Origin of the sequence: Halomonas sp. HK25, from assembly GCF_047795635.1 — a bacterium.
GTDB lineage: Bacteria > Pseudomonadota > Gammaproteobacteria > Pseudomonadales > Halomonadaceae > Halomonas.
Window position 1 is genome coordinate 2429416 of sequence record NZ_CP181044.1, and the last position, 26324, is coordinate 2455739.

Genomic DNA, 26324 nt, shown 5'->3' on the forward strand with positions numbered 1-26324 from the left:
TTTCCAGCAACACTCATCTCGAGTAAAGCTATAATTTACCACCCTCTTCCTTATTTAGCGTCAACTCTGCATGATTATTACTCACAATTCTAGAAGGACATATAGTTTTGTTATTTTGTGCAATATTGCTGGTGGCGCATATAACTCAAAGCCTCCCCCAACTGATTGGCTTCCAGATTATCGCCAGCGAGACTGCTTCGGCTGGCCTCACCAGATATTGAAATGGATAAGTGAGAATAGTCATAATCTCCATCTACCGCCTTAGCGGCAGGCCTGAACCAGGCGCTTTGAATCAACCCGGAAAATACGACATACGCTTTTCGAAAACGCCCCATCATCAGGAGCCGACAGATGAGCAGCGAGTTCCTCAGGACAACAGAACACACACGACTCTTACCCTTGTACCTCCTGGCCAGATAAACGTTATTCCTGACGTAGTTTTTATAATATGAAACCCTGGCCTGATTGTCTTCCGCTATAATGTTGAGCTTAGCCGAACCGTATCGAATATGGGCCACCTTGCTATTCCCGACTACATATCCAGGATATTCTCGAGTTATTCTCAAGGTAAATTCTGCATCTTCACCCCAGATGAACATCTCGGCTATGGGCAGGCCATAAGCTTCCAGTGTCTGACGTGGTACCAGAATAGAAACGAAGGTGGCGCTTCCGACTGGAACAAGTCCATGCTGAAGAAGAGACGGCCACTTCATATAGCCAACCTTGTTCAGCCCATCGCTTATTATCGGAGTATTGGTGACCTCACCGGATTCAGTAAAAGCCGTTGAGAGCAAATAGCTTCTTTTTATTTTATACTCTTCTAGCAGAGCATCGGCCTCAAGCAACGCCTGTAGGGCGGTGGGTTCAGGTATGACATCATCGTCCATCATCCAAACCTGGTCCGCACCATTTTCAAAGGCCATGCGAAACCCTGTATGAAAACCACCAGCAGCGCCCAGATTTTTTTTAAGCGAATAGACCTTAACACCGTGATACTCATCGTTCTCCAGCATGTCGATGGTATCATCAGTACTGGCATTGTTGATGACGAGGATTTCGTCGCAGGGCCTGATTTGTCGGTTGATAGCATCAAGACAACGTTTGAGCAGATCCCGCCTATTATAAGTCAATACAACTGCTATCACCTTGGTCATTGTTGCCTCCACCTGCGCGTAGAAATCTTATTTTGTCATCATGCCGAAAGGTTATGATAAAACAGGCTTGCTATATCTGATGCATCTCGTTTCTGGATGTATCACACCACCGCATTAAGCCCTTTTTCGCTTCACTTCTGCATGACTTATATTTCTGGCCTACGATGCCTTCAGTACAAGGACTCCTGGCGCTCCTTCAACAATGGCCAACTGGCATCCTTCTCCGATATTACCGTAACCGGCAAGGGCCATACGATACCAAGTTCCTCATCATCGTATCTCAGTCCATCTTCTGATGCTGGTGTATAGGGAGTAGTAACCAGGTAGTTTACCTCCACATTATCCTCCAGGGTCATGAAGGAATGTGCAAAGCCTTTCGGTACATACAGCTGCAGCCTGTTGCGGCTGGTTAGTTCAAACATTTGATGCTGCAGGTAGGTGGGGGATTCCTTGCGGATATCGACAATCACATCGACGATTGCACCACTGATACACCGTACGAGCTTGTCCTCACCAAAGGGCGCCCTCTGGAAGTGCATCCCTCTCAACGTCCCGCGATGAGCTGATACAGAGGTGTTCTGTTGTACAAAGTTACTCTCCAAGGCCACTTCAGAGAACTCATCACGACACATGCTTCTTGCAAAAAAACCTCTATCGTCACCTCGAGGCTCCAGCTCAATCAAATACGCATCCTTGAGATCTGTCTTGATGAATTTCATAAGAGACTCCTTTATCCTTCGGGATTACCTGAGAACAATTGTTCCTGCTCTCTATAGAGACGGTCCACCAGCCTACCTTCTGGAAACTGTACGTCATCCCAGGTCAGCGGTGTGTCCTTACTCACGTTTCTTCTCAGGACGCAGTCGATGGCCAGACCGACAGGAAGGAGGTTCTCATTGCGTATGGCTTCCATGTTGTCTGCAACCCCATATACCTCAAATCCACCAAATTCCTTGATCCGTTCACCTTCCGACAGATCCTTCTTGGCGATGGCAACAACCCCAACCATGGGGGCGCCTCGGGGGGTCAGGACCGGGTCATCGAACAGACAAGCCCTGGCGACTGACGTAGGCACTTCAAAATGACATAAGTGATAGGGTGTATAAAAGCAGTAGTACGGACCCTTTCCTAGCTTGTAGAGCTCCAGGTAGTGCTGCTTACGCGAATCTTCCACGGTACCAAGCACAAAGACGCCAGGTCCGGGTCTCGCGCCCACCACGTAGTCCACCAGACCTGGACCACCCGAATCCAGATAAGGCTTGAACGCTCCCATGGTATCTTCAATGGGTACCAACGGGGAGCCAGGATCGCCGTTCGAGAAATCTGGCCCCAACATCCCGCGCCGCAGCACCCGCATGCCCGTGCCATTGGCGACTATCGCCTGCTCGAATGAGATCTTCGTGCCATCCGCGAAAGACGCTACCATGGCCGGCTTCTGTCCCCAACGCTCCGCGAAGACGCGTTGCGTTTCCGGATTGCGATAAGGGTCGTGCAATCCCTTGATATTGCCACATAGCACCGGAGTCACTCCCACGCCCCTTGCGAAGCGGTAGAGATTCATCTGCACACCCGGTTGGTCACCGTCAGAGAAGGTATAAATGACGCCCGCCTTGTCCGCGCGATCTTTGAGAATCGGGCCGATGGTGCCATCCAGTTCGGCATTCATTTGTACAACATGCTTGCCACTGTCAATCGCCGTCAGTATGGCCTGTGCTGCATACTCGATGGAACCGGTTACTTCGATGATGACATCCAGCCCGTTTGCCGCGGCAAGTGCAGTGGCATCCTCTGTCACTACAGCGTCACCCTTGCTCAACGCTGCCTCGATCTGAGATGCGGTGTCACAGCGTCTGGATACCTTGCTCACTTGATCAAAGACCTCGATGGCTGACCCGATGTGTCGGTTCGCCACCGCACAAAGGCGCATGCCTGGTGTTGCCGTCATGATCTGAAGTCCGATACCCTTTCCTTGAAAACCGGCACCGATCATCCCTACCCTAATCGGCTTTCCAGCCGCTTCCCTTCTTGCCAGGGCAGTATCAACAATTATCATGGTGGTCTCACTAGTGCAGGATGGGGCAATTAATCCACGTATAGTGGGTTATCAATCATTCCAAACTTTCCATGGCGGATTATCGGCCCACTTGGATTCGAGTACCATTCTATCTCGAAGTGAGTCCATGCTTTGCCAATAACCTTGATGGTGATAATAGCCAAGCTTATCCATCTTGACCATGCGTTCCATGGGTTCGTTCTCCCATGTCGTAGAGTCATCATCAATCAGGTCAAGAACTTCAGGCTCGCAAACGAAAAATCCACCATTAATCAGCCCGCCATCCACTTCCCCTTTTTCTCGAAACGCCATCACATGGCTGCTTTTGTCATCGAGTCGCAACGCGCCGTAGCGGCCTGGTTGGGTCACGGCAGTGAGAGTGCACCAACAATCAGATGCCTTGTGGGATTCTACGAGCTTACTGATATTGATATCGCTCACGCCGTCACCATAGGTGAGGCAAAATGTTTCGTTACCAATATAGTCTTTGGCTCGTTTTATTCGCCCACCGGTCAGTGACTCCGATCCTGTATCCAGCACAGTCACCGTCCAGTCTTCATTGATGCCTCTCAACCACTCAACATGGCCACTCTTCAAATCGATGGTATAGTCTGTCTGCTTACCACGATAATTGAGAAAATAATTACGAATATAATCCACCTTGTAACCACCAAGAATGACGAAATCTTTGAAGCCGTAATGTGAATATATCTTCATTATGTGCCAAAGGATCGGCCGCCCACCAACTTCCACCATGGGTTTGGGACGAACGGCGGTCTCTTCACTCAGCCGAGTACCGAAGCCACCTGCAAGAATGACGACTTTCATGATCTTTTCTCCTGCATTTTTTCAACAATGGTTCAACCCACTTTCGACAGAACCGTCAGTAGCGCCTGATAATCATTGATCACTATCCCACGCCAATGTATCAGTCAACCGCCCTTCATCGACGTGCCCTTGCAACACCTGCAGGCGCATCAAGTCTGAACCACGGAAGTCGGCATCCTTGAAGTTCATTCGAGTCAGACCATCGATCAGGCCCTGGATCGAGTCGTTCAACGTCATCTGTGGTTGATGGTGCGGTGCCAAGGATTCATAGAGGCTGAAGTCGACCTTGTATGAGCGGCTATCGACGGCGGCTCCCTCGTTGATACTGACACTTGTCCCTGGCACCGCCTCGGCCACGGCATAAGCGAGGTCACGCACCTGGTGATTGCGCTGGTTCGAGCCCGTGTTGATGCTCAGGATCCTGCCACCAGTACTGGCATCGCGTTGAACGGCCCAGTCAATGGCTCGCCCCATGTCCATCACATCGATCAGTGGACGCCAGGGTGTGCCATCACTCAGTACGGTGATCTTTTTCTGTGAAAGAGCGCAGGCAACGAAGTCGTTGAGTACCAGATCCAGGCGCAGCCGCTCTGACATGCCACAAGCTGTCGCAAAACGTAAATTGGTGATCACCATATCACCGCCGATACCACCCAAGGCTTCTTCACTGTCGATCTTGGACCTGGCGTAATCGGTCATCGGTGAAAGCGCGTCGCCCTCCTTACGTGGCTCACCGCTGGCGACGCCATAGACGCTGCAGCTTGAAGCGAAGACAAAATTCTTGACGTTTTCCCTGGCTGCCTGTCGGGCGATCCTGACGGTCGCTTCCTGGTTGATTTCCTTGGTCATCGCGGCAAATCGACTGCCCATGGGGTCATTTGATATGGCCGCAAGTTGCACCACTGCCGTATAGCCATCCAGCATCCCTTCGGGAATCTTCCTCACATCACCGAAGAATTGCTTCTCCAGGTGACGTTCCGGCAGGGTCTGGGCACCCGTCAGGCAGTGCGCAAAATAGGCATTATCGTACCCATGTAGAACCGCATCCGGGTGGCAGCGCGCCAGTTCCTTGATCACGGCTGGTCCGACATACCCCATATTTCCAATAATTAATATTTTCATCATTTCCCTCCCCTGCCGGCTGCGTTGTCAGCCTTCATTTCCTGAGTTATTCTCAGGTTGTTTGGCCAATTCCATGTTTTCGGTTCTATCGTGCAGCCATCCCTTATCGATTATTTGCTCGAAGACATGTTCAATCAGAAACTCTGCACCGTACCGACTCAGATGGTTATCATCGTAATAGAGCATCTTTCCTGAAATTTCAACAGCACATCTACCCGGCAAATAGGAATTACAGAATATCGATGCCGGATCGATCTTCAACAGGTTCGTATGCCCATCAATCACCGAGAACTGTTCATACGTTGTAGCAGTACGCTCCTTGAAGACTTCATAGCTGGTCGATAATGGTGCATCCCTTTCAATTCCCCGAAGTTTTTCCCTTGCCAGGAAATAAGGAACATCCCACCCGACCTCTGGCACCGGATAGATCAATATGACTTTTTTTCCATCTGCGACGAGTTTATCTACCGTATTTCTGAGCAGACCGCCTACGACTTCTATACGTTGCTCAGTTTCGTTCAGCAACCCTGTATCATTGTTTTGGTATGGTACCGCATATATGGTTCTTTCATGCTGAGTTCCTCCTTCACCATTATCGAATACTTCGCCTTCAAACTGGAAGGGATATCGACCCAGCATGACGACCATTTCAACATCGGCGTTACCAATCATATAATCCATTGCCAGCTGATTAAACTTTCCACAATCACTGTCGTCATGTCTTGTGTAATCTGAGATGGGTAAGCAGTTAGTATAAACCAGCTGCTTTACTTGCATTCCCAGCCCATCAACTCTTTCTGCAACCGGGCCTATGAGTGGGGTAGCCTGACTATCCCCCCAGACTACAACCTTGCTGTCTCCAATTGAGTTATACATGCACGCATCTTCAATCGACCGCATGTTACCCGGTGTTGAGTTGCAATCGCCTGAGTTAATGAACTTATGTGACCTGACTTCTGACAGCATCTGGATATCGTCATTGAAACGCCACGGAATGCCCTGGGTATTAATCCCGTACACCCCGAACCCGATCATCAGACAGGATACGGTCAGCGATGCCTTGAATATCTGTGGTCGTGATACCAGCTGCTTGTTCCTGAATGGCTGCTCGACAAACCACCACGAGAACCAGGCCAGAAGAAGCGACAGTATACTCAACTGCAGGAAGTCGACTTGAGTCAACGGCGCGAAACTCATCTCTCTGGCAAAGGCGAAGACAGGCTGATGCCAAAGATAGGCGCTGTAGCTGATCAAGCCGATCCCGACCATGGGCTTGAGTGACAGGAGCTGTCCGACCATATTTCTGGTATTGGCGTAGAGGATGACGAGGGACGTACCCAGCACCGGCACGACGGCCCACAGACTCGGGAAAGGAACGGTTTCGTCGAAGAAGACAATTGCCAACATGACCAGTGCCAGGCCGCTTCCCGCCATCAGGTTGCTGAGCATGCCCGATGGGTTAAAAGCCCGATTGTGCAGATAGATGGCAATAATAGCGCCTGCCAGCAGCTCCCAGGCGCGCGTTGGTAGTAGATAAAAGTTCGCACTGGGATGGGTTTCTGATCCCCATTCAGCCAATGCAAGACTGGCCATGAAGCCCAGACATAGGATCGAAAGAACGGCCACTTTCTTGAACCTGGCAATCAGGAGCATGAAAAGCGGAAAAAACAGGTAGAACTGCTCCTCGACGGCGAGGCTCCAGGTGTGCAGGAAGGGTTTCAATTCAGCCGGACCGTCAAAATACCCCATGTCCTGCCAGAAATAGATATTCGAGACAAATAGATTTACCGCAACAAGGCTTTCACTGAGGCTCTTGAACTCTTCCGGCAGCATCCAACGCCATGCTACAACCAAACTGATCAAGCTGACGAAGGTCAGTGCGGGCAGTATTCGTCTCGCTCTTCGCTCGTAGAACTTGATTATCGAAAATTGATCCTGCTGCATTTCTCCATAGATGATACCGGTAATCAAGTATCCGCTGACCACGAAGAATACATCGACACCGATGTACCCACCCGAGAACCATTCGAACCCAGCATGGAACAGGATGACGGGGATCACTGCGATTGCTCGCAGCCCATCGACCTCAGGCCTATAGTTAGTAGTCATATTCCCTTACACCAAAGTACGGGTTTAGCCAAGCCATGGCGAACAATGTCGTATACTTCCAGAAAATTGAGTGCTGACAGGTGGTTATCTGCCAAGTGTTGCTTTCAACAGGGCACGTCTTTCTGCTGGGTTTGGTGAATGCCAGGACACGCTACCGCCAGGGAATTTGGTCATTTCCCCACCCATTCCACGGTACTTCCATATTTGTTAATTTGTCATACGCAATGTTACTAAACGTTTCGTCCGCATGCGTAGTTGGTTTTTTCCATGTACGTGTAACGAGATTTTCAATTTTGCACCCGGCGGTTCCTGGCAACCGTGCGAGCAGCCTTGATTCGGCTTATTCGCCATACAGCGGCCACAGGGGCGCGTGATGCGCCATGGTGCGCATCGAGGAGGGTCACGACAGGGAGGATGGGAGCGAGGGGCGCTAGTGGCGGGAATTCGGGCAGTGGAATACCTGCCCCGGGAAGGAAGGGCAGGTGCTGGATACGTCAGAAGACCCGATTCATTCCGTTCATGGCGGCTACCCGGTAGGCCTCGGCCATGGTGGGGTAGTTGAAGGTGGTGCTGACGAAGTACGTGAGGCTGTTGGCCTCGCCCTTCTGCTGCATGATCGCCTGGCCGATGTGGACGATCTCGGAGGCCTGGTCACCGAAGCAGTGGATGCCGTAGATCTCGAGGGTGTCCTGGTCGAAGAGGATCTTGAGCATCCCCACGGTGTCGCCGGTGATCTGGGCCCGGGCCGTGTCCTTGAAGAAGGCCTGGGCCACCTCGTAGGGGACCTTCGCCTCGGTGAGCTCGCGCTCATTGCGCCCGAACGAGCTGATCTCGGGAATGGTGTAGATACCGGTAGGCACTTCGGTGACGTAGCGGAAGTCTTCGCCGAGGATCTCGCTGGAGGCGTTGAGACCCTGGTCGTAGGCGGCACTCGCCAGGCTCGGCCAGCCGATCACGTCCCCGGCGGCGTAGATGTGCGGCAGGGCCGTGCGGTAGTGCTCATCGACCAATAGCTGCCCACGCTCGTTGGCCTCCAGGCCGATATTCTCGAGACCCAGCTGGTCGGTATTGCCGGTGCGACCGTTGGCCCACAGGAAGGCGTCGGCGCGCAGTCGCTTGCCGGACTTCAGGTGCACGGTGACTCCCGACTCGTCACCCTCGACGCGGTCGTACTCCTCGTTATGGCGGATCAGCACCCCGTGCTTGCGCAGGTGGTAGGAGAGCGCGTCGCTGATCTCGTCATCCAGAAAGCTGAGCAGGCTGTCGCGGTTGTTGATCAGGTCCACCTTGACGCCGAGCCCGGAGAAGATCGACGCGTATTCGCAACCGATGACCCCCGCCCCGAAGATGATCAGGGTGCGCGGCGTATGGTTGAGACTGAGAATGGTGTCCGAACAGTAGATGCGCGGGTGACGGAAGTTGATGTCCGCCGGGCGGTAGGGACGCGACCCTGTGGCGATGACGATCTTCTGGGCGACCAGCTCATCCATGCCCTCGTCGCTGTCACGCACCAGCAGGCTGTGCTCATCCTTGAAGCGGGCCACGCCGCTGAACAGGTCGATACGATTACGGGCATAGAAGTTGGTGCGCATTACCACCTGCTGGTCGATGGTGGCCCGTGAACGCTCCATGACCTTGGGGAAGGAGAACCAGCGCGGCTCGCCGATATCGCGGAACATGCGGTTGGTGTTGAACTGCATGATCTGCTTGACCTGGTGACGCAGCGCCTTGGAGGGAATCGTCCCCCAGTGGGTACAGTTGCCCCCCACCAACGGCTGCTTCTCGACCACCGCCACGTGCTTGCCGTGCTTGGCGGCGTTGATGGCGGCGCTCTCCCCGGCCGGACCGGTACCGATCACCACAACGTCGTAATTATGGACTGCCATTGGCCGCTTGATCTCCTTGCGGTTGTGCACCCGTTGAGGCTGTTTCTTCAGGTGGGAGCCACGCTCTGCGGGCGGTTCGACGCCTCGACGAATGGCGCCGCAGGCGCCCCGCCAGAGTCGCTGGCATTGGCGAATACCGCCAAGGAGTCCTTCGGTCTCCCTTCGCCGGGCAAAGCCCAGCTCCCACCAGTGGCCCCATAGCTTGGCCTCTATCCCACCAGTGGCCTCAAGCCTTGAAGGTTATTCAGTTACCACTGAGGCGGTTCCTTCTGGTGGGAGCCACGCTCTGCGGGGCGAAGGCTGAGGCCAGTGCATCAGTCGATAACGACGCCGGGGCGCCTCCGGCGCCATTCGCCGGGCAAAGCCCAGCTCCCACCCGTGGCCCCATAGCTTGGCCTCTATCACACCATGGCTGGTTTCTTCAGCGCCGGGTCGCGTCGTAGCCCAGGTCGGCGCCGCGGCTCTCGTCGCTGCGGCGGCGGACGCTGCCACGCTTGCGGTTCTCTTCCTCGCACACCTCGTCCTTGCCGCCGCACACCTCGCAGCCTTCCTTGAGGCCGAGGCGATTAAGGCCGCCGCAGGAGCCGGCGATGGGCTTGCGGCCGAGGATCACCCCGATGGCCATGGCGGCCATGATCAGCAGCATGAAGGCAAAGGCGATAAGCCAGATGGTCATGTCATTCTCCATTCTCAACGTCCGGGTCTCAACGCCCGGGCTCAGCGGTCGAGCATTGGCTCGAGGGCAGATCCGGTATGTAATTCAAGGCCCTGTTGTGTGAGGACAACAAGGCGTACGGGGTGTTCCAGGGTGTCGACCGGGGCGGCGGCGAGCAGCCCTCGGGCCAGGCGGTCGGCCGCCTCGGCACAGGGGGCCACGGCGCTGACCGCAAGGATGCGGTCGCTTGCCGCTGCGTCGATCATCGCGGGCTGTGGCACCACGCGGGTCACCAGGGCGGTGTCCTGCAGGCGAAGGGTGGGCTCCGGTGCATCCCCGAGGCCGCTTCGCGGCAGGCGTACGCGCCAGGGATGGCGTCCGGCCATGCCGCTGGTGCGCTGCACCCCCCCGAGCTCGACCATAGCGTTGGCGATACCGAAATCGTCCAATACGCGGAACAGACGGTCCACCGCCAGGGCCTGCAGGTGCTCGCGCAGGGTCTCATCGATGGCGACCGCCCGTCGTTCACCGGGAAGCGGCAGGCGGAGCTCCGACAGCAGGCCCTCGATGGCCTCCCACTGACTATCGAGGCTGACCAGTTCACCCTGGATGGCGGCCTCGACCAGAGCGGACTCGCCCTCGCCCAGGTCGCCATTCAGCGTGATGTGGTAGCCGGTACCGAGGGCCACGCCCTCGAGCTGAAGCCATTCCCCCTGCTGACGACAGCCCACCAGCAAGGCCAGCGGCATCAGCAGGGCGAATAGAAAGAGGGCTGGCCGTATGGCCAGCCCCGGGTGTCGCCTCGCGGCGAGGGAGATCATCCGCCAAAGTCGTCCAGCAGGATGTTCTCGGGTTCGACGCCCAGATCAAGGAGCAGCTTGATCACCGAGGCGTTCATCATGGGCGGCCCACACATGTAGTACTCGCAATCCTCGGGGGCCGGATGGTCCTTGAGATAGTTCTCGAAGAGGACATTATGGATGAAGCCGGTGGGGCCTTCCCAGTTATCCTCGGGCTGCGGGTCGGAGAGCGCCAGGTGCCACTCGAAGTTGGGGAACTCCTCGGCCAGCTGGTCGTACTCGTCGTTGTAGAAGGTCTCGCGCCAGGAGCGCGCGCCGTACCAGAACGAGATCTTGCGCTTGGAGTGCAGGCGCTTGAGCTGATCGAAGATATGGCTGCGCATCGGCGCCATGCCCGCACCGCCGCCGACGAACACCATCTCGGCATCGGACTCCTTGGCGAAGAACTCGCCGAAGGGCCCCATCACGGTGACCTTGTCACCCGGCTTCAGGCTGAAGACGTAGGTGGACATCAGCCCGGGCGGATGGTTGGTGTTGGGCGGCGGCGTGGCGATACGGATGTTGAACTTGAGGATGCCCACTTCTTCCGGATAGTTCGCCATGGAGTAGGCGCGGATGACTTCCTCGTTGTTCTTGTGGGAGATGTCGAACAGGCCAAACTTCTCCCAGTCGCCCCGGTACTCCTCCTCGATATCGAAGTCGGAGAACTTGATGTCGTAGGGCGGTGCCACCAGCTGGACGTAGCCACCGGCGCGGAAGTCGACGTTCTCGCCCTCGGGCAGCTTGAGGTTCAGTTCCTTGATGAAGGTAGCGACGTTGGGGTTCGAGATGACCTCGCACTCCCACTTCTTGACGCCGAAGACCTCTTCGGGCACCTCGACCTTCATGTCCTGCTTCACCGGCACCTGACAGGAGAGGCGCCAGCCCTGCTTCTTCTCGCGCATGGTGAAGTGGGACTCTTCGGTGGGCAGGATCGCCCCACCGCCCTCTTCCACGCGGCACTTGCACTGGGCGCAGGAACCGCCGCCGCCGCAGGCGGAGGAGAGGAAGATGCCGTTGGCCGCCAGGGTATTGAGCAGCTTGCCGCCGGCCTGGGTGGTCATGGTGTGCTCGGGGTCACCGTTGACCTCGATGGTCACGTCCCCGGTGCTGACGAGCTTGCTGCGGGCGGCCAGAATCACCAGTGTCAGACCGATGATGATCAGGGTGAACATGACCACGCCGAGCAAGATGACGGATGTATCAACCATGTCGGTTTCCTATTGCTTCACGTTGTCTGGACCCCGGCGGCACATTCGACCGCCGGGAGAGCACGACCTGCCTCAGAGCTGGATGCCGGAGAAGGACATGAAGCCCAGCGACATCAGACCCACGGTGATGAAGGTGATGCCCAGGCCCTGCAGGGAGCCGGGAACATCGCTGTACTTCAACTTCTCGCGGATACCGGCCAGGGCGGTGATGGCCAGCGCCCAGCCAACGCCGGAGCCGAAGCCATAGACCACCGACTCGCCGAAGTTGTAGTTACGCTCGACCATGAACAGCACGCCACCGAGGATGGCGCAGTTCACGGTGATCAGCGGCAGGAACACGCCCAGCGCGTTGTAGAGCACGGGCACGTACTTGTCGAGGAACATCTCGAGGATCTGCACCAGCGCGGCGATGACGCCGATATAGCTGAGCAGGCCCAGGAAGGAGAGATCGATGTTCTCGGCCCCGCTGATACCGGTCCAGGACAGTGCCCCTTCCGCCAGCAGCACGTTGAAGACCAGGTTGTTGACCGGGACGGCGATGGTCAGCACCACGATCACGGCGATGCCGAGACCGAAGGCCGCGGAGACCTTCTTGGACACCGCCAGGAAGGTACACATGCCGAGGAAGAACGCCAGGGCCAGGTTCTCGACGAAGACCGAGGCAACGAACAGGCTCAGATAGTGTTCCATGTTACACCGCCTCCTTCGGTTCGGTGTTGTGCTTCATCTTGAACTCGTTCTCCTCGATCTGCTCCGGGTTCATGCTGCGCAGCACCCAGATGATCAGACCGATGATGAAGAACGCGGACGGCGGCAGCAGCAGCAGGCCGTTGGGCACGTACCAGCCACCGTTCTGCACGGTCTCCAGCACGGTGAAGCCGAAGACGCTGCCGGAGCCGAACAGCTCACGGAAGAAGCCCACGGTCATCAGGATGAAACCGTAGCCCAGGCCGTTGCCGATGCCATCGATGAACGACATCTTGGGCCCGTTCTGCATGGCAAAGCCTTCCGCGCGACCCATCACGATGCAGTTGGTGATGATCAGGCCGACGAACACCGAGAGCTGCTTGGACATCTCGTAGGCGTACGCCTTGAGGATCTGATCCACCACGATCACCAGCGAGGCGATGATGGTCATCTGCACGATGATGCGGATGGACGAGGGGATGTGGTGACGGATCAGCGACACGAACAGGTTCGCGAAGGCCGTCACGAAGATCACCGCCAGGGTCATGACCAGCGACACGCTCATGCTGGTCGTCACCGCCAGCGCGGAGCAGATGCCGAGCACCTGCAGCGCGATGGGGTTGTTCTTGAAGACCGGCGCCATCAAGACGCTCTTGGTTGATGCATCCGCCATGATCAGGCTCCTTCCGCTTCGAGTTCGACGTCGGCGTCCTGGGCGTCATCCTCATCGACACCGCTGCGGAACTTGGCGAGATACTCGCCGAAGCCTTCCGGGCTCAGCCAGAACTGCAGCATGTTGGTGACGCCGTTGCTGGTCAGGGTGGCACCAGAGAGGCCATCGACCTCGTGCTCACCGCTGCCGCTACCCTTGGCCACGCGGATGGCAGGAGTCAGGTCACCCTCGTCGTCGAAGACCTGCTTGCCTTCCCACTGGGCCTGCCAGCGCGGGTTGTTGACCTCGGCACCCAGCCCCGGGGTCTCGGCATGCTCATAGTAGGTGATGCCGACGATGGTGTTGCCGTCGCCTTCCACGGAGAGGAAGCCACGCATCAGCCCCCACAGGCCCTGGCCACGAATGGGCAGGATGATCTGCTCGGGATCGTCGGGGTCGCCGACCAGGTAGACGGTGGCGTAGTTCTCGACGCGGGACAGGCCGGCCGGATCACGCTCGCCGGAGAGGGTACGCGAGGCGGCCGGATCGCGGCGCGCCTCGAAACCGTCCCAGGTCTCCGGGTCGTGCTGGTCGGAGTACTCGCCGGTTTCCATGTTGACGACACGCGGCGTGATCTCGCGGAAGGCCGCTTCCACATCCATACCACTCTCGTAGAGGTTGGCCACGTTGAGGATGTTGGTCTTGCGATCCAGCTCCTGGTTAAGCTGCTGCAGGGGACGCAGCGCCACCGCGGCGGTGGAGACGATGACCGAACACACGATGCAAAGTGCGAACGCCACCGTCAGGATCTTCTTGATGGAGTTATTGCTCTGTGCCATCAGGCAGTCTCCTCGGCCGGTGCACCGGTGCGCTGCTTCCGGCGCTTGATGTTGGCCTGCACAAAGAAGTGGTCGATGAGCGGCGCGAACAGGTTGGCGAACAGTATCGCCAGCATGATCCCTTCGGGGAAGGCCGGGTTCACCACGCGAATCAGCACGGTCATGATACCGATCAGCACACCGAACAGCAGGCGACCCTGATCGGTCATGGAGGCCGACACCGGGTCGGTGGCCATGAACACCATGCCGAAGGCGAAGCCGCCGATCACAAAGTGCCAGTACCACGGCATGGCGAACATCGGGTTACTGTCAGAACCGATCAGGTTGAACAGCGCGCTGGTCGCCACCATGCCCAGGAAACAGCCCAGCATGATTCGCCACGAGGCGATCTTCGTCCAGAGCAGCACCGCCGCCCCGATCAGGATCGCCAGGGTCGACACCTCGCCCACGGAACCGGGGATGAAGCCGAGGAAGGCATCCCACCAGGTGTAGGTGCTGGTCAGGGCGGCCATGCCATCCTGGAAGGCGATGGAGAGCGCCGTCGCGCCGGAGAAGCCGTCGGCCGCCACCCACACCGCGTCGCCGGAGATCTGCGCCGGATACGCGAAGTAGAGGAAGGCACGGCCGGTCAGCGCCGGGTTGAGGAAGTTCTTGCCGGTGCCGCCGAAGATCTCCTTGCCGATCACGATGCCGAAGGTGATACCCAGCGCCACCTGCCACAGCGGGATGGTCGCCGGCAGGATCAGCGCATAGAGCACGGAGGAGACGAAGAAGCCTTCGTTGACCTCGTGGCCGCGCTTGACGGCGAACAACACTTCCCAGAAGCCACCCACGGCGAAGGTCACCAGGTAGATCGGCAGGAAGTAGGTCGCCCCGAGCACGAAGTTGGCCCACAGGCTACCCGGATCATGCCCTGACGCCAGGGTCATCATGATCGCCTCGCGCCAGCCGGCCATGGAGGCGTAGCCAGCGTCGATGGCGGTGTTGGCCTGCCAACCGGCGGCCCACATGCCGAAGAACATCGCCGGGAAGGTACACATCCAGACGGTGATCATGATGCGTTTCAGGTCAACGCCATCACGCACGTGAGCAGTGGTCTTGGCCACATTGGGCGGCGCGTAGAAGATGGTGTCTACCGCCTCGAAGAGGGGATAGAACTTCTCGTACTTGCCACCCTTGTGGAAGTGCGGCTCGAGATTATCGAGTGTCTGTCGGATTGGCATGATCAGGCCTCTTTCTCGATCAGGGTGAGGTTGTCACGCAGGATGGGACCATATTCGTACTTGCCCGGGCACGCATAGGTGCACAGGGCCAGGTCCTCTTCATCCAGCTCCAGACACCCGAGCTGCATGGCAGTCTCGATGTCACCCACAATCAGCGAGCGCAGCAGCTGCGTGGGCAGGATATCCAGCGGCATTACGGCCTCGTAGGCACCCACCGGCACCATGGCACGTTCGGAGCCATTGGTGGACGTGGTCGGTGCGTAGTCCTTGAGGCCAGTGATCCTGGACAGGTAGATACCCATCACCGAGTGACGATCCTTGCCCGGCGACAGCCAGCCCATGAAGAGGCGCTTGTTGCCCTCCTCGAGAAGACTGACCTGATGATGGAAGCGGCCCAGATAGCGCAGGCTGCCTTCACAGGCGAAACCGGAGAAGACCGAACCGGAGATGACGCGGGTGCCCTCAGGATCGACCACTTCCCCGTCGAGCAGTTCCTCGGTGCTGGCCCCGAGGCGGGTGCGCAGCAGCCGCGGCTTCTCGGCGCGCGGACCGCCCACGGCCACCACACGGCTCGTGTCCAGCTTGCCCTCGGCGAACAGCTTGCCGAAGGCGATGACATCCTGGTAGCCGATGTGCCAGACCCGCTTGTGCAGCGCCACGGGCGACAGGAAGTGGATGTGAGTGCCGACGAGACCGGCCGGGTGCGGGCCACCGAACTGCTCGACCTGCACGCCCTTGACGTCAGCGCCGGGGAGGCGGGCGTCCGGTGCCGTGCACAGGTAGACCTTGCCCTCGGTCAGACGCGCCAGTACCTTGAGGCCATCTTCGAAGGCCTGGGGCTGCTCGTTGATGATCTGGGCGGGGTCCGGGCACAGCGGGTGGGTGTCCACCGCGGTGACGAAGATATCGACCGGCTTGCCGTCGATGGCCGGGGTGCGCGAGTAGGGACGGGTGCGCAGCGCGGTCCACAGGCCAGACTCGAGCAGCTGATCGACCACCGCCTGACGCTCCAGCCCCTCGAGCTTGTCACGGCCGTGGGCCTTGAACTCGACGGCTTCCTCGGTCTCGTCGACCTTGATCACCACCGAGAGCAGGCGACGCTTCTCCCCACGGTTGATGGCGACCACCTCACCGGCGGCCGGCGCGGTAAAGCGCACGCCCTCGATCTTCTTGTCGGTAAAGAGCAGCTGGCCCAGCTTTACCTTGTCTCCCTCCTTGACCTCCATGGTCGGCTTCATGCCGACGTAGTCGGTACCCAGGACCGCCACGTGACGCACCGAGCGCGCATCCTCGATGCGCTGCTCGGGCGCTCCCGTGATGGGGAGATCCAGGCCTTTCTTGACTTCGATCATAGTCTCGCCCAGTTGATGGATCGGATAGATGAAGGATCAGGCCCGAGCCTGGCTCGAACCACCCCAAAAATCAAAGGCATTATAAAGACTAGGCGGGGCCATGACTACCTGAGCGAAGGTCGCAGAGCGACGAGGCGAACCGGCCCAAAACGCAGAACCCCCCGCCAAAACGAGTCCGGCGGGGGGCTGGGGCAACGGCTGGCCGTTGTCAGGTGCTGGCGTCAGGTGCTGGCGTGCGGCAGCTTGAGGAAGTGCACGTTGGACATCTGCTGCAGGATGCGCACCACCTGGCAGCTGTAACCGAACTCGTTGTCGTACCAGACGTAGAGCACGGCGTTCTTGCCGTTGGCGATGGTCGCCTTGGCATCGACGATGCCAGCGTGACGGTTGCCGACGAAGTCGGTGGAGACTACCTCGGGGGAGTCGACGTAGTCGATCTGCTTCTGGAACGGGGAGTCCAGCGACATGCGGCGCAGGAAGTCGTTGAGGGCCTCGGCGTCGGTCTCCTTCTCCAGGCGAAGGTTGAGGATCGCCATGGAGACGTTGGGGGTCGGCACGCGGATGGCGTTGCCGGTCAGCTTGCCGGCGAACTCCGGCAGCGCCTTGGCCACCGCCTTGGCGGCGCCGGTCTCGGTCAGCACCATGTTGAGCGGCGCGCTGCGACCGCGACGGTCGCCCTTGTGGTAGTTGTCGATCAGGTTCTGGTCGTTGGTGTAGGCGTGCACCGTCTCGACATGGCCATGCTCGACGCCGAACTCATCGTTGAGCACCTTGAGCACCGGCACGATGGCGTTGGTGGTACACGACGCCGCGGAGATGATGCGGTCATCGCCGGTCAGGTCATCGTGGTTGATGCCGAAGACGATGTTCTTGATGTCGCCCTTGCCCGGCGCGGTGAGCAGCGCCTTGGCCGCGCCCTTGCACGCCAGGTGCTGGCCCAGGCCCTCCTCGTCGCGCCAGATGCCGGTATTGTCCACCACCACGGCGTTGTCGATGCCGTAGGCGGTGTAGTCGACCTCCTTGGGCGAATCGGCGTAGATCACCTGGATGACGTTGCCGTTGGCGGTGATGGTGCGCGCCTCCACGTCGATGCTGATGGTGCCGTTGAAGGGACCGTGGACGGAGTCGCGACGCAGCAGGCTGGCCCGCTTCTCGAGGTCCTTGCCGATGTCGCCGCGGCCGCGCACGACGATCGCGCTCAAGCGCAGCAGGTTGCCCCCGCCGGCCTTCTCCACCAGCACCCGGGCCAGGATGCGGCCGATACGCCCGAAGCCGTAGAGCACCACATCCTTGGGCTCGCCGTTGTTGCCGCTGGTATCACGCTGATCGACGATCTCGGCCAGCTCCTTGCGCATGAAGGCCAGGGCGTCGCCGCCGCCCTGCGTCTTGAAGGCCACGCCGAGCTTGCCGACATCCACGTGGGCCGGGCCCAGGTTGAGCTCGCCCATGGCCTGCACCAGCGGGAAGGTGTCCTGGACGGAGAGCTCGGTCCCCTCGACCTTCCGCACGTAGCGGTGGTCCTTCAGGATGCGGATCACGCTGCGGTTGAAGAGCGACCGCCCGTAAAGGGTGGTGACCACGTTGTTATGACGGTAGAGCCTACCGATCATCGGGATCATCTGCTCGGCAAGCGCCTGGTTATCGTGCCATTCCTGAAAGACGGTATCGGAGGGTTGCTGAGTCACGTGCGGCCTCACTGCTGGGGTTGAAGGATCGACGTCATTATCCGGAGCCCGCTCCCCGGGTCAATCGCAGGATGGTCGCAGCCGCTGTAGCGGCATTACACGAAGGCCCCGCGCGACGATCAAACGGCCGGCGGCCAGGATCTGCTATCATGCGCGTTTCGGAAGATAGCCGACCGACGTGACCATGCCCAATTTCTCGCCGCTGGATCCGCCGCGCCCCGACGGCGTGCGCGACACCCTCTACTGGCAGGCCCCCCAGGGCAGCGCCGTGGCCCTGGCCCTGGCGCGCCTGGCCGAGGATGCCCCGCTGCTGGTGATCACCGCCGACACCGCCCAGGCCCTGCGCCTGGAGAGCGAGCTCGCCTTCTACAGCCGGGTGCCGGTGCTGCCCTTCCCCGACTGGGAAACCCTGCCCTACGACAGCTTCTCCCCCCACCAGGACATCGTCTCGGCGCGGCTGCGCACCCTGCGCCGACTGCAGGACGGCGAGCACGGCATCGTCCTGGTACCGATCAACACCCTGATGCAGCGGCTGCCGCCGGTGGCGTACATCGCCGGGCGGGTGCTCACCCTGGAGGTAGGCCAGCGGCTCGATCGCGAACGCTTCCGGGAAGCGCTCTCCCGGGCCGGCTACCGGGCGGTCGAGACCGTCTATGAACCCGGCGAGTATGCCCTGCGCGGCGCCCTCATCGATCTCTTCCCCATGGGCACGGATGCGCCGCTGCGCATCGACCTGTTCGACGACGAGATCGACACCCTGCGCCGCTTCGACCCGGATACCCAGCGCAGCCAGGACAAGGTCGAGCGCGTCGACCTGCTGCCGGCCCACGAATATTCGCTGTCGCGCAGCGCCATCGCCTGCTTCCGCGAAGGCTTCGAGACCCTGTTCGACGTCGACCCGCGCCAGTGCCCGCTCTACGTGGATGCCCTAAAGGGCATTCCCTCGCCGGGCCTGGAACAGTACCTGCCGCTGTTCTTCGAAGAGACCGCGACGCTCTTCGAGCACCTGGCCGACGGCACCCGCGTCGCCCTGCTGCCCGACGTGCACGGCGCCGCCGAGCACCACTGGGCGGCCATCGAGAGCCGTTTCGAGAACCTCGGCGTCGACCCCACTCGACCGCTGCTGCCCCCCCACCGCGCCTTCGTCCCGGTGGCCGAGGTGTTCGGCGCCATCAAGCGCCACCCCCGGGTGGAACTGACCGAGGACAGCGAGCATCGCCACGCCCTCGCGCCCGCCAGCCAGGCCCCGCCCGAGGTGGGCATCAACGCCCGGGGCAAGGCGCCCCTGGCGGCGCTGACCGGCTTTATCGAGACCCACGCCGAGACTCGCGTGCTGTTCGTGGCGGAGTCCCGTGGCCGCCGCGAGGCCCTGGAGGAGGTCCTCGCCCCGCTGCGCCTCGGCCTGCCCCACGTGGCGGACTTCGCCGACTTCCTCGCTTCCGACAGCGCCATGGCGATCACCGAGGGCGAACTCGAGGCCGGCCTGTGGCTGACCCAGCCCGACCTCGCCGTGATCAGCGAGTCCGAGCTCTACGGTGAAGTGGTGCGCCAGACCCGCCGCCGCGAGAAGGCCACCGACGCCGACGAACTGGCCATCCGCCACCTCTCCGAGCTGCGCGCCGGCTCGCCGGTGGTCCACCAGACCCACGGCGTGGGCCGCTACAAGGGGCTCGAGACCCTCGAAGCCGGCGGCCAGGCCGCCGAGTTCGTGACCCTGGAGTATGCCGAGAGCGCCCGACTCTATGTGCCGGTGGAGAGCCTGCACCTGATCTCGCGCTATGCCGGCGCCGACGACGAGCTCGCCCCGCTGCATCGTCTCGGCTCCGACCAGTGGGAAAAGGCCCGCCGCAAGGCCGCCGAGAAGATCCGCGACACCGCCGCCGAACTGCTCGACATCTACGCCCGCCGCGAGGCCCGGGAGGGCTTCGCCTGCGCGCCTCCCGACGCCGAGTACGCCCGCTTCGCCGCGGGCTTCCCCTTCGAGGAGACCCCGGACCAGCGCGCCGCCATCCATGCCGTGATCGAGGATATGACCGCCCCCCGGCCCATGGACCGGGTGGTCTGTGGCGACGTGGGCTTCGGCAAGACCGAAGTGGCCATGCGCGCCGCCTTCCTCGCGGTGCACTCCGGGCGCCAGGTGGTGGTACTGGTGCCCACCACCCTGCTCGCCCGCCAGCACTTCGAGAACTTCCGCGACCGCTTCGCCGATACCGCGGTCAACATCGAGCTGGTGTCGCGCTTCACCGCCGGCAAGGGCCAGGCGGCCGCCATGAGCCGCATCGAGGCGGGCCAGGCGGACATCGTCATCGGCACCCACAAGCTGCTCTCCAAGTCGATGAAGCTGCCCAAGATGGGCCTGCTGATCATCGACGAGGAGCACCGCTTCGGCGTGGCCCAGAAGGAGCGCCTGAAGCACCTGCGCGCCGAGGTCGATATTCTGACCATGACCGCCACGCCGATCCCGCGCACCCTCAACATGGCGATGAGCGGCATCCGCGATCTCTCCATCATCGCCACCCCCCCGGCTCGACGCCTCTCGGTCAAGACCTTCGTGCAGCGCCGCGAGGAACCGATCATCAAGGAGGCGATCCTGCGCGAGATCCTCCGCGGCGGCCAGGTCTACTTCCTCCACAACGAGGTCAAGACCATCGAGACCGCCGCCGAGACGCTGCGCGACCTGGTGCCCGATGCGCGGGTTGGGGTGGCCCATGGCCAGCTCCCGGAACGGGCGCTCGAGCGCATCATGTCGGACTTCTACCACAAGCGCTTCAACGTGCTGATCTGCTCCACCATCATCGAGACCGGCATCGACGTGCCCAGCGCCAACACCATCCTGATCGAGCGCGCCGACAAGTTCGGCCTGGCCCAGCTGCATCAGCTGCGTGGCCGGGTCGGGCGCAGCCACCACCAGGCCTACGCCTATCTGCTGACGCCGCCGCCCGGGGCCATGACCCAGGACGCCATCAAGCGCCTGGACGCCATCGCCGGGGCCGAGGCGCTGGGGGCCGGCTTCACCCTGGCCAGCCACGACATGGAGATCCGTGGCGCCGGCGAACTGCTCGGCGAAGAGCAGAGCGGCCAGATGGAGGCGATCGGCTACGGCCTCTACATGCAGATGCTCGACCGCGCCGTGGCGGCGATTCGCGCCGGCAAGACGCCCAATATCGAGTCACCGCTGGACGAGGGCGTCGAGGTGAGCCTCAACCTGCCGGCGCTGATCCCCGACGACTACCTGCATGACGTCCAGCAGCGCCTGGTGATGTACAAGCGCATCTCCAGCGCCGCTAACGAGGCCGCACTCAAGGAGCTGCAGGTGGAGTTGATCGACCGCTTCGGCCTGCTGCCGGCGCCGGTCAAGACCCTGCTGCGCCAGACCAAGCTGCGCCAGCGCGCCGAGCGCCTGGGCATCGTCAAGCTGGAGGCGGGCCCCGAACGCGGCCGGGTGATCTTCGGCAGCCACACCCAGGTCGACCCGCTGATTCTGGTGGAGCTGATCCAGCGCGAACCGAATCGCTACCGGCTCGACGGCGCCGAGACCCTGCGCTTCGAGGCGAGCATGGACAACGAGGAGGCCCGCTTCCAGGCCGTGGAGCAGCTGCTCGAGACCCTCAACCGCAAGGCCGAAGCGGCGTAGCCCTTCGGTCAGGAGGCAGGAGCCCGATGTATCGGCGATGGCGGGCTCCTCACACCTAGCCATCCCCTCCCCCCCTGCCCTAAGGGCGCCTGGCACTCTATACTGTCGGTTGAGCGTATCATCGCACCCGATAACCGACGGCACCGGGCAAGGAGCGCCGGGTGCCCACGACGATGGTTGTCGCCGACCCCAAGGGTCGGCGCCCCACACGAGACGAATGACGTTGATGAACACCACGACACTGGCAAGGCGCACGGTTCGCTGCGCCATCACCCTGGGCCTCACCGCCCTGCTCGCCACCGGCGCCCTGGCCGAGGAGCGCGACGAGCCGCGCGGCCATTTCCCGCTGCCGGAGTCCGGCAACGTGATCGGTGAGAACTTCACGGTCACCGTGCAGGAGGGGGACACCCTGGTCGACCTGGCCCGCACCCACAACGTGGGCTACGAGGCCATCCGCATGGCCAATCCCGACGTCAGCATCTGGGCCCCCTTCGAGGGCACCGAGGTGACGATCCCGGACCAGCACATCCTCCCGGACGCCTCCCGCGAGGGCATCGTCATCAATCTCTCCGAGATGCGGCTCTACTATTATTCCGCTCCGGGGGTCGTGGAGACCTACCCGATCAGCGTCGGCCGCGACGGCTTTGGCACCCCGGTGGGCGTGACCCGCACCACCGTGAAGGTGAAGGACCCCGCCTGGTCACCGCCCCGCTCCATGCGCGCCGAAGCCGCCGCCCGCGGCGAACCGGTCCCCGCGGTGGTGCCCCCTGGCCCGGACAACCCGCTGGGCCGCCACGCCATCCTGCTGGGCCTCCCCAGCTACCTGATCCACGGCACCAACCAGCCTGACGGCGTGGGCATGCGCGCCAGCCGCGGCTGCATCCGCATGTTCCCCGAAGACATCGAGTCGCTCTACGAGCGTGTGCCCAGCGGTACCCGGGTGAACATCATCGACCAGCCCTTCAAGGCCGGCTGGTCGCCGGATGGCACCCTCTATGCCCAGTCCTTCCCGCCCCTGGAGGAGAACGAGGGCAGCTTCGAGCCGCTGCTCAACGCCATCGAAACGGTGGCCAGGGTCTTCGGCGACGAGAAGCCCCCGGTGGACTACGCCCGCCTGCGCGGACTGGTGGAGCAGCCCGACGGCCTGATCGTCTCGCTACTGCACACCGCCGAAGAGGCCCCCACCCCCGCCACGCCCGAGGTAGAGCACCTGTTCGGCGGCGAGCTGGAAATCAGCGCACGGTAAGCCCTGCGCATGCACCATGGAGCTGGCCTCGAGCACCCACGAGGCCAGCTTTTTTTCGGCCGTTCATCAAGGCCTGAATTCAGGCAATTCGCAACAACCTTTCCACCGCCTACACCGTCATCAGCAGTTGCTCGCCAGTTGCACGCTTTCCGCGAAGTAGCCATAGTGACAGTTGAGTGACTATAACAAGACGCCCCATTGGCCGCGCCGGCATTTAGCCGTCAACAGCAATGTTATTTAAAACCCTAGCACCTTGTAATCCAATATAATAATAGAGTCTCTAATGACAACACTAGTCCTCGCGACCGTTACGAAGACTAGATATCTCATTACACAGAGACCAGTAACGCAGGGAGTTACACAGGAAGGGTTTAACACCGGGATCAGGAGAGCCCATCTCTTCCCCCTGACGACAACCAAGCTTGATTGCACGCATGTCAACGCGTGAAAAAAGGATGAAGCGATGATTTACAAATCTTACAAGGATCTGGGCAACGACATACACAACAACATCCATCAGCTACAAGGCGAAGGTTATGATCTCGTGGTGGGCATCCCCCGCAGCGGCATGATACCTGCCTACATGATCGCCCTGCTGCTGAACATCCACTGCACCGATCTCAACGCCTTTCTCAAGAATGCCAGAATCGCCAAGGGCCATACCCGGAAGAGCTCGACATCGCTCGATACCGCCTGGGAGGCCAAGAAGGTCTTGCTGGTGGATGACAGCCTCAAGACCGGTAATTCCATGCAGGAAGCCGTCGAAGCCATTCAGCAGCAGACCCCGCATGAGGTGACGCGCCTGGCCATCTATGTCGAGAAGATCAGGCAGCATTGCGTCGACCTGTATTTCGAGGCGCTACCCGGACCCCGAATTTATCAGTGGAACCTGTTCCATCAAGCGATCATGCACAACAGCTGCCTGGAGCTCGATGGCGTGCTCTGCCAGGCACCCGGCGGCGAAGCGCTCGAGGATGAAGATCGGTACCGGGCCTACCTGGCCGAGGCACTTCCCCTTGTCCTGCCTACCTACCGGATCGGCTGCATCGTCACCGCCCGCCCGGAGCGCTACCGAGAGCAAACGGTACAGTGGCTTGAAACCCACAAGATTGAGTACGAGCGGCTGGAAATGCGCGACACCACGGCCGATGTGGAGACGGATGTCTTCGAGCGCTGCGCCCAGTACAAGGCCAACTGCTACCAGGCGTCGACGGCGCGGCTCTTCATCGAAAAGCAACGCCCGATCGCTGCCCGGATCTCGGCGCTGACGGGAAGACCCGTTCTCTGCCTGGATGATGGCGAACTCAGCCAGCCAGGCATGGTCTCGGTCGCCAGAAGCGGCAAGCGCCATCTGATCAGAATGGGCCTCATAAAGGCCAAGCGGCGTTTCTTTCTTGCCATTCCCGACTCGACCGAAATCACCATGCGCAACGCCTACCGCCGACTGTTTCGCTAGCCCGGATATTGCACCGGGGTGGCCAGAAGCTCCCGGATGCCGGGCTCGGCGGACATGACGGCGCTCAGGGCGCACTTCCCCCTACCCCATGTATTTTCAGTGCCGGCGGCAGCACGCCGCCGCGCTATCCGGGCACCAGCGCCGCCCGGCCCTCCTGCACCTACCCGCGTACTCCGCACCTACCCGAGTACTCCGCACCTACCCGAGTACTCCGCAGCATTACATGAGAACTATTCACGCAAATATTGAATAGAATTAATAATATTCAATTACTTTCGCCAAGCGCATGTTTTTAAAGAACATTTTTTACATTAGTTTTTTGGTACTTCAGCGACCAAAAAATACATTATGTTACATATCTTTACTGAGATGAGATTCGGGTCCATGCTTTCTTCCAATAACTGATGAGAGCAAGCAAACCATCGGTCGGAGACTGGTCAGGCGGGAGGAGAGTATGAATCTAAGGAATGGGATAGCGATCGTGACAGAGCATAACCCTCAATCAAAGCTCTTCATGGATTACCTAAATGTAAATACCGGCTGTTCTGTCTCAATATTATCGCCCAGCTCTCAAGAAGCGAACTTTGAGGATGACGTGTCCGTGGTGTTCATCGATGTAGAGCATGTGAATGAGAGTTGCATGCATAAGTGGAGAGAACTGCTTTCCGGTCACGATAAGATATGCATCGCGGCCCTGAATCTCAGGGATGAGAAGCATGCAGTTGAGCTCCTTTCGTGCACGCACTTTTCCGGGGTTTTCTACCGAGACGACTCCCTCGATATGATCTGCAAGGGCATCGGTCGACTATTGGAAGGGAGTGCATGGATGTCCAGGTCGCTGATGGCGCATCTTATAGAATTATTTCGCAAGCAGTCATTAAATTCATATCGGCCTGCCTGTGGCTTGACTCAGCGTGAGATTGAAATTATCGGACTGCTGGGCTCAGGGGCTTCCAACATACAGATTGCCGAGCGACTTTTCGTCAGTGAACATACGGTTAAGTCACACCTCTATAATACCTTCAAGAAGATCAATGTCAACAACCGGACCCAGGCTGTGAATTGGGCCAGGCAGAACCTCGGCGCTCCCCCCCCGATTACCCATTTTAAACATCGCAGGGGAGCGAATGTATGAGGCAACGACTTTACCCCATAGTCATTGGCACGATGCTTTGTATGCTTCTTCCAACGTCCGTTCCGGTCTTGACACTCACCGCCCAGGCCACGGAGGGGCGGCATGATCCCGGGGCGAGCTTGGAGGATCAACACGCTCCAGAGAGAAGCGTGGAAGACCAGCACGGCATTGTGGAAGAGCCGGGGCAGGCAGAGGAGGAGTTGAGTCGGCAGTTTAGGCTTGGTGAGCCGGGTATTTCCGGAGTCGTAGTGGATCGCACCATCACCATGGCCGGAAAAACCTTCTTCAGGCAATTCAGCCAATTGAGCCTGGATAACCCTATTATTGGCAATGCCAACATTGCCATCCATGAGCGGCCATCGGCCCGCTGGGGAAGTCAGATATGGATAACGGAAGGTAACAACATCATATTCGAAGCCACCATGCCTCCAAGATTGAGCGAGATCGATGACTACGTAGAAATCGCCATCGAGCAGGTCGAGGAGTTGCTCATACAGCGTACCATCATCCAAGCGCTGGAAAGTGATCCCGACTTGGCAGACGAAGAAATTTGAATAA

At 59.7% G+C, this 26324-nt stretch carries 21 protein-coding genes; 5 read left to right on the top strand and 16 right to left on the bottom strand.

Features of this window, described 5'->3' with window-relative positions; all coding sequences use genetic code 11:
- Window positions 1-110: 110 nt before the first annotated feature.
- From ACM26W_RS11655 to ACM26W_RS11730, 16 genes are all read right to left on the bottom strand, one after another.
- Window positions 111-1154 (bottom strand): glycosyltransferase family 2 protein, encoded by a 1044-nt coding sequence (locus tag ACM26W_RS11655; RefSeq protein WP_416137160.1) that lies wholly within the window; start codon window positions 1152-1154, stop codon window positions 111-113.
- A gap of 170 nt (window positions 1155-1324) precedes the next feature.
- On the bottom strand, window positions 1325-1873 hold the full coding sequence (gene rfbC / locus ACM26W_RS11660) for a dTDP-4-dehydrorhamnose 3,5-epimerase (RefSeq protein WP_416137161.1): 549 nt from the start codon (window positions 1871-1873) through the stop codon (window positions 1325-1327).
- Between the two features lie 11 nt (window positions 1874-1884).
- The gene (locus ACM26W_RS11665) at window positions 1885-3207 is read right to left on the bottom strand and encodes an NAD(P)H-dependent oxidoreductase (protein ID WP_416137162.1); all 1323 of its coding nucleotides are present in this window, start codon (window positions 3205-3207) and stop codon (window positions 1885-1887) included.
- A gap of 51 nt (window positions 3208-3258) precedes the next feature.
- Window positions 3259-4035, bottom strand: coding sequence for a glucose-1-phosphate cytidylyltransferase (gene rfbF / locus ACM26W_RS11670; protein WP_416137163.1), 777 nt, complete (start codon window positions 4033-4035; stop codon window positions 3259-3261).
- 72 nt (window positions 4036-4107) lie between these two features.
- Entirely contained in the window at window positions 4108-5160 is a 1053-nt protein-coding gene (locus ACM26W_RS11675) for an NAD-dependent epimerase/dehydratase family protein (RefSeq protein WP_416137164.1), read from the bottom strand.
- A gap of 24 nt (window positions 5161-5184) precedes the next feature.
- Window positions 5185-7266 carry an acyltransferase family protein gene (locus tag ACM26W_RS11680; RefSeq protein ID WP_416137165.1) on the bottom strand — a complete coding sequence of 694 codons (2082 nt, stop codon included), beginning with the start codon at window positions 7264-7266 and terminating at the stop codon, window positions 5185-5187.
- 494 nt (window positions 7267-7760) lie between these two features.
- Window positions 7761-9152, bottom strand: coding sequence for a Si-specific NAD(P)(+) transhydrogenase (gene sthA, locus ACM26W_RS11685; RefSeq protein ID WP_416137166.1), 1392 nt, complete (start codon window positions 9150-9152; stop codon window positions 7761-7763).
- 421 nt (window positions 9153-9573) lie between these two features.
- A complete protein-coding gene (nqrM, locus tag ACM26W_RS11690; protein WP_416137167.1) occupies window positions 9574-9828 on the bottom strand; it encodes a (Na+)-NQR maturation NqrM in 255 nt (84 codons plus the stop codon).
- Between the two features lie 41 nt (window positions 9829-9869).
- On the bottom strand, window positions 9870-10628 hold the full coding sequence (locus ACM26W_RS11695) for an FAD:protein FMN transferase (protein ID WP_416137168.1): 759 nt from the start codon (window positions 10626-10628) through the stop codon (window positions 9870-9872).
- Window positions 10625-11857 (bottom strand): NADH:ubiquinone reductase (Na(+)-transporting) subunit F, encoded by a 1233-nt coding sequence (nqrF, locus tag ACM26W_RS11700; RefSeq protein WP_416137169.1) that lies wholly within the window; start codon window positions 11855-11857, stop codon window positions 10625-10627. The genes ACM26W_RS11695 and nqrF overlap by 4 nt, the downstream gene beginning before the upstream one ends.
- Before the next feature lie 72 nt (window positions 11858-11929).
- The gene (gene nqrE / locus ACM26W_RS11705) at window positions 11930-12547 is read right to left on the bottom strand and encodes an NADH:ubiquinone reductase (Na(+)-transporting) subunit E (RefSeq protein WP_416137170.1); all 618 of its coding nucleotides are present in this window, start codon (window positions 12545-12547) and stop codon (window positions 11930-11932) included.
- Window position 12548: 1 nt separating this feature from the next.
- A complete protein-coding gene (locus ACM26W_RS11710; protein WP_416137171.1) occupies window positions 12549-13217 on the bottom strand; it encodes an NADH:ubiquinone reductase (Na(+)-transporting) subunit D in 669 nt (222 codons plus the stop codon).
- A 2-nt stretch (window positions 13218-13219) separates the two neighbouring features.
- Complete coding sequence (locus ACM26W_RS11715; protein WP_416137172.1) at window positions 13220-14035, bottom strand: Na(+)-translocating NADH-quinone reductase subunit C; 816 nt, start codon at window positions 14033-14035, stop codon at window positions 13220-13222.
- A complete protein-coding gene (locus tag ACM26W_RS11720) occupies window positions 14035-15258 on the bottom strand; it encodes an NADH:ubiquinone reductase (Na(+)-transporting) subunit B (protein WP_416137173.1) in 1224 nt (407 codons plus the stop codon). Before ACM26W_RS11720 ends, ACM26W_RS11715 begins: the two co-directional genes overlap by 1 nt.
- A gap of 2 nt (window positions 15259-15260) precedes the next feature.
- Window positions 15261-16610 (bottom strand): Na(+)-translocating NADH-quinone reductase subunit A, encoded by a 1350-nt coding sequence (locus ACM26W_RS11725; protein WP_416137174.1) that lies wholly within the window; start codon window positions 16608-16610, stop codon window positions 15261-15263.
- Window positions 16611-16831: 221 nt separating this feature from the next.
- Window positions 16832-18295, bottom strand: coding sequence for a glyceraldehyde-3-phosphate dehydrogenase (locus tag ACM26W_RS11730; protein WP_416137175.1), 1464 nt, complete (start codon window positions 18293-18295; stop codon window positions 16832-16834).
- Between the two features lie 184 nt (window positions 18296-18479).
- On the opposite strand from ACM26W_RS11730, the gene mfd reads away from it, so the two are divergent.
- The 5 genes from mfd to ACM26W_RS11755 all read left to right on the top strand — a co-directional run bounded on the left by mfd (window position 18480) and on the right by ACM26W_RS11755 (window position 26320).
- Window positions 18480-21929 (top strand): transcription-repair coupling factor, encoded by a 3450-nt coding sequence (gene mfd, locus ACM26W_RS11735; protein ID WP_416137176.1) that lies wholly within the window; start codon window positions 18480-18482, stop codon window positions 21927-21929.
- A gap of 226 nt (window positions 21930-22155) precedes the next feature.
- Window positions 22156-23175, top strand: coding sequence for a L,D-transpeptidase family protein (locus ACM26W_RS11740; RefSeq protein ID WP_416137177.1), 1020 nt, complete (start codon window positions 22156-22158; stop codon window positions 23173-23175).
- 463 nt (window positions 23176-23638) lie between these two features.
- Window positions 23639-24631, top strand: a complete 993-nt coding sequence (locus ACM26W_RS11745) for a phosphoribosyltransferase family protein (RefSeq protein ID WP_416137178.1) — start codon at window positions 23639-23641, stop codon at window positions 24629-24631.
- Between the two features lie 481 nt (window positions 24632-25112).
- Window positions 25113-25766 carry a LuxR C-terminal-related transcriptional regulator gene (locus tag ACM26W_RS11750; RefSeq protein ID WP_416137179.1) on the top strand — a complete coding sequence of 218 codons (654 nt, stop codon included), beginning with the start codon at window positions 25113-25115 and terminating at the stop codon, window positions 25764-25766.
- Window positions 25763-26320, top strand: a complete 558-nt coding sequence (locus tag ACM26W_RS11755; protein WP_416137180.1) for a CsgE family curli-type amyloid fiber assembly protein — start codon at window positions 25763-25765, stop codon at window positions 26318-26320. Before ACM26W_RS11750 ends, ACM26W_RS11755 begins: the two co-directional genes overlap by 4 nt.
- Window positions 26321-26324 lie beyond the last annotated feature (4 nt).